Annotated in this window: 11 protein-coding genes; 2 read left to right on the forward strand and 9 right to left on the reverse strand. The window is 57.1% G+C overall.

The window, feature by feature from the left end:
- Positions 1 to 103: 103 nt before the first annotated feature.
- Together PSPTO_RS27425 and PSPTO_RS27430 are read right to left on the reverse strand one after the other, a co-directional pair.
- Entirely contained in the window at positions 104 to 1,471 is a 1,368-nt protein-coding gene (locus tag PSPTO_RS27425; RefSeq protein ID WP_011105418.1) for an aspartate aminotransferase family protein, read from the reverse strand.
- A gap of 69 nt (positions 1,472 to 1,540) precedes the next feature.
- Positions 1,541 to 2,899: a glutamine synthetase family protein gene (locus PSPTO_RS27430; RefSeq protein WP_003382103.1), complete on the reverse strand. Its 1,359-nt coding sequence runs from the start codon at positions 2,897 to 2,899 to the stop codon at positions 1,541 to 1,543.
- Positions 2,900 to 3,494: 595 nt separating this feature from the next.
- Here PSPTO_RS27430 and PSPTO_RS27435 point away from each other — a divergent pair.
- Complete coding sequence (locus PSPTO_RS27435; RefSeq protein WP_003382104.1) at positions 3,495 to 4,871, forward strand: glutamine synthetase family protein; 1,377 nt, start codon at positions 3,495 to 3,497, stop codon at positions 4,869 to 4,871.
- Positions 4,872 to 5,500: 629 nt separating this feature from the next.
- Complete coding sequence (locus PSPTO_RS27445) at positions 5,501 to 6,133, forward strand: TetR/AcrR family transcriptional regulator (RefSeq protein WP_010205950.1); 633 nt, start codon at positions 5,501 to 5,503, stop codon at positions 6,131 to 6,133.
- Between the two features lie 3 nt (positions 6,134 to 6,136).
- Here the strand turns inward: PSPTO_RS27445 and PSPTO_RS27450 are convergent, their stop codons facing one another.
- The 7 genes from PSPTO_RS27450 to PSPTO_RS27480 all read right to left on the reverse strand — a co-directional run bounded on the left by PSPTO_RS27450 (position 6,137) and on the right by PSPTO_RS27480 (position 12,722).
- Positions 6,137 to 7,279 carry an RHS repeat-associated core domain-containing protein gene (locus PSPTO_RS27450; protein ID WP_011105419.1) on the reverse strand — a complete coding sequence of 381 codons (1,143 nt, stop codon included), beginning with the start codon at positions 7,277 to 7,279 and terminating at the stop codon, positions 6,137 to 6,139.
- A 134-nt stretch (positions 7,280 to 7,413) separates the two neighbouring features.
- The gene (locus PSPTO_RS27455; protein WP_002555770.1) at positions 7,414 to 7,629 is read right to left on the reverse strand and encodes a TOBE domain-containing protein; all 216 of its coding nucleotides are present in this window, start codon (positions 7,627 to 7,629) and stop codon (positions 7,414 to 7,416) included.
- Positions 7,630 to 7,654: 25 nt separating this feature from the next.
- Positions 7,655 to 8,467, reverse strand: a complete 813-nt coding sequence (gene ssuB / locus PSPTO_RS27460) for an aliphatic sulfonates ABC transporter ATP-binding protein (RefSeq protein WP_011105420.1) — start codon at positions 8,465 to 8,467, stop codon at positions 7,655 to 7,657.
- Positions 8,464 to 9,261: an aliphatic sulfonate ABC transporter permease SsuC gene (ssuC, locus tag PSPTO_RS27465; RefSeq protein ID WP_005767089.1), complete on the reverse strand. Its 798-nt coding sequence runs from the start codon at positions 9,259 to 9,261 to the stop codon at positions 8,464 to 8,466. The genes ssuB and ssuC overlap by 4 nt, the downstream gene beginning before the upstream one ends.
- A gap of 28 nt (positions 9,262 to 9,289) precedes the next feature.
- Entirely contained in the window at positions 9,290 to 10,255 is a 966-nt protein-coding gene (locus PSPTO_RS27470) for a sulfonate ABC transporter substrate-binding protein (RefSeq protein ID WP_005767090.1), read from the reverse strand.
- Positions 10,256 to 10,567: 312 nt separating this feature from the next.
- Positions 10,568 to 11,206, reverse strand: coding sequence for a peroxiredoxin (locus PSPTO_RS27475; RefSeq protein WP_004397208.1), 639 nt, complete (start codon positions 11,204 to 11,206; stop codon positions 10,568 to 10,570).
- Between the two features lie 169 nt (positions 11,207 to 11,375).
- Positions 11,376 to 12,722 (reverse strand): OprD family outer membrane porin, encoded by a 1,347-nt coding sequence (locus PSPTO_RS27480; RefSeq protein ID WP_011105421.1) that lies wholly within the window; start codon positions 12,720 to 12,722, stop codon positions 11,376 to 11,378.
- Between the last annotated feature and the right edge of the window lie 191 nt (positions 12,723 to 12,913).

Here is a 12,913-nt window from a genome sequence, read left to right on the forward strand (position 1 = left end):
GACCGTCGATTGGCGGCGTGTAGCCATTAGTCTGGCAAGTTCCGGAGCAGGCTTTCAAGCCGCCCCTCGTTAAACAACGCACATCCCCGCACTTTTTGCGGATTCAGCTCTGCAGTGCGGCCAGCGTCAGATCCAGGCACGTACGCGCCTTCTCCACCAGTTCATCGATTTGCGCGAAACTGATCACCAGTGGCGGCGCAATGATCATCGTGTCGTCCACGGCGCGCATGATCAGGCCATTCTCGAAGCAGAAGGTTCGACAGATCATGCCCGCGCCCTTGTCGGTGTAGCGCTCGCGGGTGACTTTGTCTTTCACCAGCTCGATGGCCCCCAGCAACCCGACGCCACGCACTTCACCTACCAGCGGATGATCGTTCAGTTCACGCAAACGCTTTTGCAAATAAGGTGCCGTTTCCGACTTCACCCGTTCGACAATCCTTTCTTCGCGCAGAATGCGAATGTTCTCCAGTGCGACGGCTGCCGCCACCGGGTGCCCCGAGTAGGTAAAGCCATGATTGAAATCACCGCCCTCGTTGAGCACCGCGACGATCTCGTCGCGCACGATCAGGCCGCCCATCGGCACATAACCGGAGGTAAGGCCTTTGGCGATGGTCATCATGTCGGGCTTGAGGCCGTAAAAATCGCTACCGAACCACTCACCGGTGCGCCCGAAACCACAGATCACCTCATCGGCGGCAAACAGGATGTCGTAGCGCGACAGAATCTCTTTGATTTTTGGCCAGTAGGATTCAGGCGGAACGATCACGCCGCCTGCCCCCTGAACCGGCTCGGCAATGAACGCAGCGACGTTCTCGACACCCAGCTCGAGGATTTTCTTTTCCAGTTGCTCGGCGGCCCACACACCGAACTCGTCGGGCGTCATGTCGCCGCCTTCACCGAACCAGTAGGGCTGCGGAATATGAGCGATACCCGGTATCGGCAGGTCGCCCTGTTCGTGCATGTACGTCATGCCGCCAAGGCTGGCACCGGCGACCGTGGAGCCGTGATAACCGTTGACGCGGCTGATGATGGTTTTCTTGTTCGGCTGGCCTTTCAACGCCCAGTAATGACGAACCATGCGCAGCATCGTGTCATTGCCTTCGGAGCCTGAACCGGTGAAGAACACATGGTTCATGCCCTGCGGAGCGATCTCGGAAATGGCTTTGGCCAGCTCCAGCACCGGCGGGTGAGCAGTCTGGAAGAACAGGTTGTAGTACGGCAGCTCACGCATCTGCTTGCTGGCAGCATCGGCCAGTTCTTCGCGGCCATAGCCAATGGCCACGCACCACAGACCGGACATGCCATCGAGGATCTTGTGGCCCTCGCTGTCCCAAAGGTACACGCCCTCGGCGCGGGTGATGATGCGCGGGCCTTTTTCTTTCAATTGTTTGTAGTCGCTGAACGGTGCCAGGTGATGCTCGCTACTCAGGGCCTGCCATTCGAGGGTTTGCGGGTTGTTGTTGGCACTCATGCAGCACTTCCTTTGTTTCAGGTCAGTAGTCAGAGCGCCGCGCATCAACCGCGGCGGCGCCCTGCGGGATCAGACAGCGAAGAGCAGGAATTCTCGCTCCCACGAACTGATCACACGCTTGAAGTTTTCATGCTCGGCACGCTTGACCGCGACATAACCGATGATGAATTTCTTGCCCAGGTACTTCTCGATGGTCTTGCTGTTTTCCATGCGTTCCAGCGCGTCTTCGATGGTCAACGGCAAGCGCAGATTGCGCCGCTCGTAGCCACGCCCGACCACCGGCGCACTCGGGTTGATGCCTTCGACCATGCCGATGAAACCGCACAGCAGGCTGGCGGCAATCGCCAGATAAGGGTTGGCATCTGCACCCGGCAGACGGTTTTCCACACGGCGGTTCTGCGGCACTGCATCCGGTACGCGCAGGCCGACGGTGCGGTTTTCTTCGCCCCATTCGACGTTAACGGGTGCCGAGGTGTCGGGCAGAAAACGGCGGAACGAGTTGACGTTGGGCGCGAACAGCGGCAACAGCTCGGGGATGAACTTCTGCAGGCCACCGACGTGGTTTAGAAACAGCTCGCTCATGGTCCCGTCTTCATTGGAGAAGATGTTCTTGCCGGTCTCGATGTCGATGATGCTCTGGTGCAGGTGCATGGCGCTGCCCGGTTCGCCGGTCATGGGCTTGGCCATGAAGGTCGCCGCCACGTCGTGCTTGAGCGCGGCTTCACGCATGGTGCGCTTGAACACCAGAATCTGATCGGCCAGCGACAGGGCATCGCCGTGACGGAAGTTGATTTCCATCTGCGCTGTGCCGTCTTCGTGAATCAGCGTGTCGAGGTCCAGGTTCTGCAGTTCGCACCAGTCATAGACGTCTTCAAACAGCGGGTCGAATTCGTTTGCCGCTTCTATAGAGAACGATTGGCGACCGGTCTCAGGGCGCCCGGAGCGACCGATGGGCGGTTGCAACGGGTAATCCGGGTCGTCGCTGCGCTTGGTCAGGTAAAACTCCATCTCCGGCGCCACGATCGGCTGCCAGCCTTGATCGGCGTAGAGTTTGAGCACCTTCTTCAATACGTTGCGCGGCGACAGCTCGATGGGGTTGCCCTGCTTGTCGTAGGTGTCGTGGATCACCTGCGCAGTGGGCTCGACGGCCCAGGGCACCAGATACACCGCGTTCTGGTCGGGGCGGCAGATCATGTCGATGTCTGCCGGGTCGAGCAGTTCGTAGTAGATGTCGTCTTCTACGTAGTCGCCGGTCACTGTCTGCAACAGCACGCTTTCAGGCAGGCGCATGCCCTTTTCAGCGATGAACTTGTTGGTCGGCGAGATCTTGCCACGCGTGATGCCAGTGAGGTCGGACACCATGCATTCGACTTCGGTAATCTTGTGTTCTTTCAACCAATCGGTGAGCTGGTCGAGGTTGGTACTCATAAATACCTCAGGGTTTTCTTGTCCTGATCGTGATCAGGCGTTTTTTCGACGCGTCGGCGTCACGGTGTACAACTCGTTTCGGCAGGCGCCGATTAGGGGTAAGGTGACACCTGCAGAGCCGGAGTTCCAGACGGCCGCCATAACACTGGCGACGCGGTTATAGTGGTAATGTCCGGTCTTGAGCGTAGAGCAGGCGAGCCCGAACGGTCGTTCAGGTGTGTAGCAAAGTGCGTCAGTTCACCACGAGCATGGGTATCACAGGCATGATGACCGCTATGCGGACTCGATATCCGCGTGCCGACCAAGGGAAGGTGAAGCATTGGACCCCCGCTATTGTTGCTCTATTGGGTTGCGATCGAGCTTAGCCTCGTTCATTTTTTTATACAATAACCCGTTAAAAATAGAAGACAGGCCGCTCACGCTGGCGATCAAGACTGAATAGAAACACGATAAAACGCCCTAAATAGCGGCAAAAAAGGCCATCTGGCGCAGTTTTAGGGCAAAAAAGGCTCTATTGACTTCATCATGGCTTTCGGATTGACTGAGATCCGCAATCATTGATGATTGATATTTTTAACAACAAAGGTGTTGCATCATGTCGGTACCCCCGCGTGCCGTTCAGCTTAACGAAGCGAACGCGTTCCTTAAGGAACATCCTGAGGTTCTGTACGTTGACCTTCTGATTGCAGATATGAATGGTGTGGTGCGTGGCAAACGCATCGAGCGCACCAGCCTCCATAAGGTTTACGAGAAAGGCATCAACCTGCCGGCCTCTTTATTTGCCCTGGATATCAACGGCTCCACGGTGGAAAGCACCGGTCTGGGCCTGGATATCGGTGATGCTGACCGAATCTGTTATCCCATCCCTGACACCCTGTGCAACGAGCCTTGGCAAAAGCGCCCTACCGCGCAACTGCTGATGACCATGCACGAAATCGAAGGTGACCCGTTTTTCGCCGACCCGCGCGAAGTCTTGCGCCAGGTAGTCGCCAAGTTCGATGAAATGGGCCTGACCATCTGCGCCGCCTTCGAGCTGGAGTTCTACCTGATCGATCAGGAGAACGTTAACGGCCGTCCGCAACCGCCCCGCTCCCCTATCTCCGGCAAGCGCCCGCACTCGACACAGGTCTACCTGATCGATGACCTCGACGAATACGTCGATTGCCTGCAGGACATTCTGGAAGGTGCGAAGGAGCAAGGCATTCCTGCCGACGCCATCGTCAAGGAAAGTGCCCCTGCGCAGTTCGAAGTGAACCTGCACCACGTCGCAGACGCTATCAAAGCGTGCGACTACGCTGTGCTGCTCAAGCGCCTGATCAAGAACATCGCCTACGATCACGAAATGGACACGACCTTCATGGCCAAGCCCTATCCGGGTCAGGCGGGTAATGGTCTGCACGTCCACATCTCGATTCTGGATCGCGATGGCAAGAACATCTTCACCAGCGAGGATCCCGAGCAGAACGCCGCATTGCGTCACGCGATCGGCGGTGTGCTCGAGACCCTGCCTGCGCAGATGGCGTTCCTGTGCCCGAACGTCAACTCGTACCGTCGCTTTGGTGCTCAGTTTTACGTACCAAACTCGCCCACCTGGGGCCTGGACAACCGCACGGTCGCGGTCCGCGTGCCAACCGGTTCGGCCGATGCCGTGCGTATCGAACACCGCGTAGCCGGTGCCGATGCCAACCCGTATCTGGTCATGGCTTCGGTGCTGGCAGGCGTGCATCACGGTCTGGTCAACAAGATCGAGCCTGGCGCTCCGGTGGAAGGCAACTCGTACGAACAGCACGAACAAAGCCTGCCGAACAACCTGCGCGACGCACTGCGCGAGCTGGACGACAACCCGGTCATGGCCAAGTACATCGATCCGAAATACATCGACATCTTTGTCGCCTGTAAAGAGAGCGAGCTGGAAGAGTTCGAACACTCGATCTCCGACCTTGAGTACAACTGGTACCTGCATACGGTCTGATTGAGGCTGGGCAACACATAACGCCGCAAAGCCTTGAGCTTTGCGGCGTTTTTGTTTGCGCCCGGAGCATCTCTCGCGCCGCATGCTCCAGCGTGGGCGTGCCATTCGTGACGCTCTGCGTCACAGATCTGCGCCGCGCCACATAATCAGGAGAGGACGCGGAGCGTCCAGAACGGCATACCCACGCGGAGCATGGGCACGATGGTGTTCTTGCGGGCGACTATCGTTCCGCACGCTCCAGCGTGGGCGTGCCATTCGTGACGTTCTGCGTCACAAATCTGCGCCGCGCCACATAATCAGGAGAGGACGCGGAGCGTCCAGAACGGCATACCCACGCGGAGCATGGGCACGATGGTGTTCTTGCGGACGACTATCGTTCCGCACGCTCCAGCGTGGGAACGCCTTGGGTGACGCTCCGCGTCACAGATCTGCGCCGCGCCACATAATCAGGAGAGGACGCGGAGCGTCCAGAACGGCATACCCACGCGGAGCATGGGCACGATGGTGTTCTTGCGGGCGACTATCGTTCCGCACGCTCCAGCGTGGGAGCGATAATCGTTTGGCGACGACAGAGATTCATCCAGTCAGAATCCCTTACAATGCCGCCAGCCCAATCAAGAGCCACGCCCATGACACGCGCCGCCACTCCCCGCAAACCGCAAGCACGCAGCCAGGCCAGGATCGATTCGATTCTCGACGCCGCGCGCACATTGCTTGCCGAACAAGGGGTGGCCAGCCTGTCGATCTACAGCGTGGCTGAACGCGCCGGCATTCCGCCTTCGTCGGTGTATCACTTCTTCGCCAGCGTTCCGGCGCTACTCGAAGCACTGACCGCCGACATCCACGCCGCCTTCCGCGCATCGCTGCAGGCGCCCATCGATCACGATCAGCTCACCACCTGGCGCGACCTGTCACGCATCGTCGAACTGCGCATGCTCGCCATCTACAACGCCGACGCCGCCGCCCGGCAGTTGATCCTCGCCCAGCACGGCCTGACCGAAATCAATCAGGCCGACCGCCAGCACGACATTGAACTGGGGCACTTGATGCTTGAGGTCTTTGATCGCCACTTCCAGCTGCCTGCGCTGCCGGATGACGTGGACGTATTTGCGCTGGCGATGGAACTGGGGGATCGGGTGTATGCGCGGTCGGTGCAGTTGCATGACGAGATCACACCGCGCATGGCTGAGGAAGGCATGCGGGTGTTTGATGCTTATTTGGGGTTGTATTTGCCGGTGTTTTTGGGGAAGAGGGCTGTTTGAACTTTACTTACGTATATCATCTACCTTACTTAAATGTGGAAAAATATTAGGGTCTTGATAAGTCCAAAGTCTTTTAATTTTACTTTTTAAATTTGAATAGGTGGCTCTATGAGCTCCGTCTACTCCAAGCAATTCAATATGTGCAAGTTTGGAGCGTAGGTAAACACCCTCCTTCAGGTAAGCCTCACCCGCTAAACGGTAGTATTCAGAGCTAGGAGAGCCAGAAACATGAGCAGACTTCGCAGCTTTGGATGCGACCCGATAATCATCATACAAAGCTTTTAGAGCTTCATCCTGTGTATAAAAAGGAACTGGAGCCGCTTTCTTCTCCGTCGGCGCGACTAAACGTGCGGTGCTCGCTGAACCATTCGACGATGCAGCTTTACTCGTTGACGCTATCGGCTTAGTTATTGAGAAATTCATTGCTTGCTCAGAAGCTGCTCCCGAACTGTTACCAAGTGAAGTCGCTGAGGAGTAAATACCATCGCGCGCGCCCCCCGCTTGAGATCCCAGTAAAGCTCGATTACGTGAGGATGTAACAGGAATAATGTAATCAGACAGTATATCCCGCCTGTGATAAGGGCTCGACCGCTTAAAAAAAGGCTTAAACATTGGAACATGCCCCGAAGTATCCACACACCCAACCGGATCCCCACCCACATACCCATACGCATTCAACCCACCCTCACCAAACGGGCTCAAACTGTCCGGGCTGTTAAAGCGCATCAACACCGGGTTATAAGCGCGATACCCATTTCCCAACAGATAATGCCCGGTCACCGGATCGCGTCGTTCGCCATTGAAACCCAGCAAACTGGCCAAGCCACTTTCTGCCGGATGATGACCGTAGGGGCTATAGGCAATAGGCTCAGTACCCGCTTTATCCACAAGCTGCAAAACAGAACGCTGCTGATCGGTTGCCAGCAGCGTGGTTTCCAGCACACCCTCAACACGCCGCTGCTGAGCCAATAACAGATCATCATGCTGAAAGACCGTACGCCGCAACGCGCCCTGTATTTCGGTCGCCAGGCGGTTCTTGTGATAGAAGCGCTGAAGGGCCGCCTGCCCTACCGGCGAACTGGATGCCAAGCGATCCAGTGGGTCGTAGCGATAACGGCATAACACTGCTTGATTTGAAGAGGCCATGGCCAGACGTTCCAAAAGGAATCGGTCTTTAGCATCCGGCAAAACCGCTACACCGCCTACCTCACAGAACTGCTAGGTAAACAGCAAAAAACCCCGGAGGGTCAGGACCGCCCGGGGTGTTTTTTGCCCATCGTTTACAGCTTGGCGATGGAGACTTCGGTCGACTTCACGAAGGCGATCACTTCGCTGCCTACGACCAGTTCCAGCTCTTTGACCGAGCGGGTGGTGATGACCGAGGTCACGACGCCCGATGCGGTCTGTACGTCGATTTCCGACAGCACGTCGCCGTGAACGATTTCCTTGATGGTGCCTTTGAACTGGTTACGAACGTTGATGGCTTTAATAGTCATGGCGTGTCTTCCTTTGGGATCAGGGTTAATTTGCCCAGCTCAGTTGCGTGGGCAGTGGCGAAAACGGTTCCGGGTCAGGTGGCGAGCCGGGGATGGCCAGCACGCGGTTAAGCACTTCTGCTTCCAGAGCGGCGAGGCGATGTGAGCCGCGAGCTCGCGGGCGTGGCAGATCGACCAGCAGATCGAGGCCGATCTGGCCTTCTTCGATCAGAATCACGCGGTCGGCAATGGCGACCGCTTCGCTGACATCGTGGGTGACCAGCAGCACCGTGAAGCCATACTGGCCCCACAGCTTTTCAATCAGTTGTTGCATTTCGATCCGGGTCAGGGCGTCCAGCGCGCCCAGTGGTTCGTCGAGCAACAGCAGCCGCGGCTTGTGAATCAGCGCGCGAGCCAGTGCAACACGCTGCTTCTGGCCACCGGACAATGCCGCCGGCCACTCGTTGGCACGTTCAGCCAACCCGACGGCCTCAAGCGCTTCGAGTGCCTGCGGTCGCCAGTTGCCACCGAGGCCCAGACCGACGTTGTCGATGACCTTCTTCCAGGGCAGCAAGCGCGCCTCCTGGAACATCAAGCGCGTGTCTTCGCGGGCATCGTCCAGCGGCGCAGAACCTGCGAGCAACTGGCCCTCGGTTGGCTTGTCGAGACCGGCAAGCAGGCGCAGCAGGGTGCTTTTACCGCAACCACTACGGCCGACAATGGCGACGAACTGACCGGCCGGAATGTGCAGGTCGATGTCCTTGAGCACTTCGCGGGTGCCAAACGCTTTTTTCAGGTTTTGCACCGCCAGCGGGATACCGCGCAGCAGGTGCGGGGGTTGTTGTTTCAGACTGGTCATGCGGCACCGCCTTTGCTCACTTGATAGGCCGGATGCCAGCGCAGGCAGACACGCTCAAGGCCGCGCGCCGCCAGATCGGCCAGCTTGCCGAGGACTGCGTACAACACTATGGCCAGCACCACGATGTCGGTCTGCAGAAATTCCCGCGCATTCATTGCCAGATATCCGATGCCGGAACTGGCCGAAATGGTTTCCGCCACGATCAACGTCAGCCACATGAAGCCCAGCGCAAAGCGTACGCCCACCAGAATCGAAGGCATGGCGCCCGGCAGGATCACATGCCGAAACAGGCTGAAGCCGGACAAGCCGTAGCTGCGGGACATTTCTACCAGCGCCGGATCGATGTTGCGGATGCCGTGGTAGGTGTTCAGGTAAATCGGGAACAGCGTGCCCAGTGCGACCAGAAATATCTTCGCGGTCTCGTCGATGCCGAACCACAGGATGACCAGCGGGATCAGCGCCAGGTGCGGCACGTTACGGATCATCTGCACCGAGCTGTCCAGCAAGCGTTCGCCCCATTTGCTCAGGCCGGTAATAAAGCCCAGTGCCAGACCTATGCCGCCGCCGATGGCAAAGCCGATTCCGGCGCGCCAGCCGCTGATCGCCAGGTGGGTCCAGATTTCGCCGCTGGCAACCAGCGTGGCACCCGCTTCAATGACTGCGCTGGGTGCGGGCAGAATGCGTGTGGATAACCAGCCGGCACTGACTGACAGCTGCCAGATGGCCAATAACAGGACTGGAAGTGCCCAGGGCGCCAGTCGATGAACGATGCGTTGCGAAGCACTGAGGCTCATGGAGTTGTCTCCTCAAGGGGCCTGTTTGTCACTGTGCTTGAGCAACAGCAGCAGGTGGCGTCCAGACCACGTCAGCAATGCTGAGCGGCTTGGGGATCAATTTGAGCTGGTAGAAGGTATCGGCAATTTTCTGCTGCGCGGCGACCACCGGCGGGGTGATGAACAGCGCGCCGTAGCCCTGGCGTTTCACCGAGGTCAACGTAATGTCGGCGGGCAGCCCCAGCAGCGGTGCGACCTGTTTGGTCACTTCGTCGGGGTGGGCCTTGGACCACTCGCCCACCGCGCGGACTTCTTCGATCACGGCCTGAATCACTTTTGGATTTTTCTGCGCGTAAGGCTTGGTCGCCAGATAGAACTGGTGGTTGTCGACAATGCCAGTGCCGTCTTTCAGCGTGCGGGCCTGCAATTGCTTTTCAGCAGCGGCCTGGTAAGGATCCCAGATGACCCAGGCGTCTACGCTGCCACGTTCGAAAGCGGCACGCGCATCGGCTGGCGGCAGGAACACGGTCTGAATATCGGTGTATTTGAGACCTGCATCTTCCAGAGCCTTAACCAACAGGTAATGAACGTTGGAGCCTTTATTGAGGACGACTTTCTTGCCTTTAAGGTCTTTTACCGAGGTAATCGGCGAGTCCTTGGGCACCAGAATGGCTTCGCTGGTTGGTGCAGGCGGCTCGTACGCGACGTACAGAAGATCTGCGCCTGCTGCTTGAGCGAAGACCGGTGGCGTTTCACCGGTCACACCAAAATCGATGGAGCCGACGTTCAGGCCTTCAAGCAACTGCGGGCCACCCGGGAACTCGGTCCACTGAACCTTGACGCCCTGCTCGGCCAAGCGCTTTTCCAGCGAGCCCTTGGCCTTGAGCAGCACCAGCGTGCCGTATTTCTGATAACCGATGCGCAGATCTTCCGCCTGGGCCTGAGTGACCGCACCAAGAGCGACCGCAGCAGCAAACAGGGCGACAAGGCTTCGACGCAAAATGACAGTGCGCATATGCGCTCCTTTACCGGGTGTTGGGTAGTGCCTGCTCGGCCAGTCGTAGACGAACAAGGCGGGAATAGGGACGACCTTAACAGCACATTTTTATATCTATAAATCTTATTTATTCATTTAGTTATTCCATAAATGAATATAAAGAAAAATACTATTTTTCGACTATCGTGCGACGCTCCGCGTCGCATGCCGTTCTGGACGCTCTGCGTCCGGCCTTGCCAGCGCTGCACTGAAGTGAACGGAGGTGTTCGGGCGCCATAAAAAAGGGCCGATAAATCGGCCCGAATAACCCCACGCCTGGTAGATCGAAAATCAGCGGTTTGGCTGTGGCGTCAGTCGCAGATAAGGCGTGACGGCCTTGTAGCCTTTGGGAAAGCGTTCTTTGATTTCGGCTTCGTCCTTGATCGACGGCACGATCACTACATCATCACCATCCACCCAGTTGGCAGGCGTGGCGACTTTATAGTTGTCGGTCAGTTGCAGGGAGTCGATGACCCGCAGAATCTCGTGGAAATTGCGCCCGGTGCTGGCCGGATAGGTGATGGTCAGACGCACTTTCTTGTTCGGGTCGATCACGAATAGCGAGCGCACGGTCAGCGTGTCGTTGGCATTGGGGTGAATCAAGTCATAAAGGTCGGAAACCTTGCGGTCGGCGTCGGCCAGAATCGGAAAATTGACCTGGGTATTCTGCGTGGTGTTGATGTCGTCGATCCACTTGATGTGCGAATCAACCGGGTCAACGGACAGCGCGATGGCTTTAACGCCGCGCTTGGCGAACTCATCTTTCAATTTGGCAGTGAAGCCCAGCTCTGTGGTGCAGACAGGCGTGAAGTCTGCCGGATGAGAAAACAACACACCCCAGCTGTTGCCGAGCCATTCATGGAAACGGATACGACCTTCGCTGGATTCCTGCTCGAAGTCAGGGGCGATGTCGCCAAGTCGCAGTGTCATGGTGTTGCTCCTTGTGATATTCGGGTGTATCTGGGTATAGCCTGACTGTGCGCCCTGTGAAAGGAAATTAAAAAGAATAAATAACGACAGATATATACCGATAAGGAATATCAGAAAGCAGACAAAAGAAACCCCGCACTCGGCGGGGTTTCGTCACGCTTCAGTACACTTACATGAAGTTGTAGGTGTAGTTGAAGAGAATACGGGTTTGATCGGTATCAGCAGTAGTGGCAACGTCACCGCGGAAGGTGCCGTGACGTACAGTGGTGCCGAAGCCTTTCAACACGCCGCTTTGAATCACGTAGTCAACGCGCATATCGCGTTCCCACTCGGAGTGAGTACCCAGATTGCGGTTTACGTCACGGATGTCATCACCGCTCAAGTAAGCAATCGCGGCTTTCAAACCTGGAACACCGACCTTGGCGAAGTCATACGAGTACTGACCGAATGTGGTGTTTTCACCAGCACGGTTGAAGCCGTTGATCATCGAATCGGTGAACAGGTAGAAGCTTGAACCGCCGTTGCCTTCAGGACGGCCGCGACCGTCCACTACGTTACCCTGGCCAAGGAAGACCATGCCGCCGCTGTCACCCACTTGCTGGTGACCAACCATGAACGAGTGACCGCCCAAAGCGTAGGTGAACATGGCAGACCAGGTCTGGTTGTCGACTTCACCGGCGTGTGAGGCGTAACCACCGTTGTTGTTGAAGCGATAGCCTGCGGCGGCCTCGCTGTTTTTACCGTCAGAGCTGCTGTTGAAATAACGCAGGTCAGTCTTGAAAGACTGGTTGTCGCTGATCGGGTAAACATGAACCAGGCCCAGGAAGTGCTGCTTGTAGAAGTCTTCCAGGTTGGCGTAGTAGTACTGCAAGGTCAGGTCTTTGGTAACTTTCCAGTCAGCACCCGCGAAACGGAACTGATCGGCGGTCTGAGTAGCACCGGCAACGGACAGGTCAGTCCAGTTGCTCGAAGCACGGCCTATGGACTTGTTCAGTTGACCGGCAGTGAAGGTAACATTGTCCAGATCCTTCGAAGTCAGGATGCCGCCCTCAAAAGCTTGAGGCAACAGACGACCATCGTTGGCGACCAGAATTGGCAGGTTAGGCGCCAGAGCGTTACCGACCTTCAATTCAGTTTTGGAGAAGCGCATCTTGGCGTTGGCGCCTACACGGGACCAGTCGCTGACCGAAGAACCATCAGTATCGGTCGGAACAACGGTGTTGGCCGTGTTGACAGTATGGTGCTGAATGCCGCCGCCCAGATGGAGACCCATCACGGCTTGTGCATCAAGACCAAACCCAACGGTGCCCTGGGTAAAGCCCGAGGTGTAGTCAAATTTCAAACCGGTCGCGGTTTCGCGCTGATCGGGTGCACGACGGCCTTCACGCAGGTCGTTGTTGAAATACAGAGTACGAGAACTGACGGACGCTTTGCTGTCTTCAAGGAAACCAGCTGCACCGGCCTGCTGAGCCAATGCCGCGACGGTTACGGCCAAGGCCAGGGTGGACTTCTTCATTGCTACGCTCCTCGTGAATCTAATTTTTTATGTCCTTGGTGCCGGGCTTTGCCCTGACCCAAGGATTTCGCGAAAGGTGACAGTCCCGACCTGGAGGTCAATGGATTCTGTACACCCCGACTTTTGACTAGACCGCGTATATCGATGGCCGCACGGGAGTGTGTTTTCTTCATGCTCAAAAATAACCATTT

Origin of the sequence: Pseudomonas syringae pv. tomato str. DC3000, from assembly GCF_000007805.1 — a bacterium.
In the GTDB taxonomy this organism is placed as follows: domain Bacteria; phylum Pseudomonadota; class Gammaproteobacteria; order Pseudomonadales; family Pseudomonadaceae; genus Aquipseudomonas; species Aquipseudomonas avellanae.

Bases quoted from the DNA above. Each gene is read 5' to 3' on its own strand.
- PSPTO_RS27425 (WP_011105418.1), bottom strand. From the start codon at position 1,471: ATGAGTGCCAACAACAACCCGCAAACCCTCGAATGGCAGGCCCTGAGT.
- PSPTO_RS27430 (WP_003382103.1), bottom strand. From the start codon at position 2,899: ATGAGTACCAACCTCGACCAGCTCACCGATTGGTTGAAAGAACACAAG.
- PSPTO_RS27435 (WP_003382104.1), top strand. From the start codon at position 3,495: ATGTCGGTACCCCCGCGTGCCGTTCAGCTTAACGAAGCGAACGCGTTC.
- PSPTO_RS27445 (WP_010205950.1), top strand. From the start codon at position 5,501: ATGACACGCGCCGCCACTCCCCGCAAACCGCAAGCACGCAGCCAGGCC.
- PSPTO_RS27450 (WP_011105419.1), bottom strand. From the start codon at position 7,279: ATGGCCTCTTCAAATCAAGCAGTGTTATGCCGTTATCGCTACGACCCA.
- PSPTO_RS27455 (WP_002555770.1), bottom strand. From the start codon at position 7,629: ATGACTATTAAAGCCATCAACGTTCGTAACCAGTTCAAAGGCACCATC.
- ssuB (WP_011105420.1), bottom strand. From the start codon at position 8,467: ATGACCAGTCTGAAACAACAACCCCCGCACCTGCTGCGCGGTATCCCG.
- ssuC (WP_005767089.1), bottom strand. From the start codon at position 9,261: ATGAGCCTCAGTGCTTCGCAACGCATCGTTCATCGACTGGCGCCCTGG.
- PSPTO_RS27470 (WP_005767090.1), bottom strand. From the start codon at position 10,255: ATGCGCACTGTCATTTTGCGTCGAAGCCTTGTCGCCCTGTTTGCTGCT.
- PSPTO_RS27475 (WP_004397208.1), bottom strand. From the start codon at position 11,206: ATGACACTGCGACTTGGCGACATCGCCCCTGACTTCGAGCAGGAATCC.
- PSPTO_RS27480 (WP_011105421.1), bottom strand. From the start codon at position 12,722: ATGAAGAAGTCCACCCTGGCCTTGGCCGTAACCGTCGCGGCATTGGCT.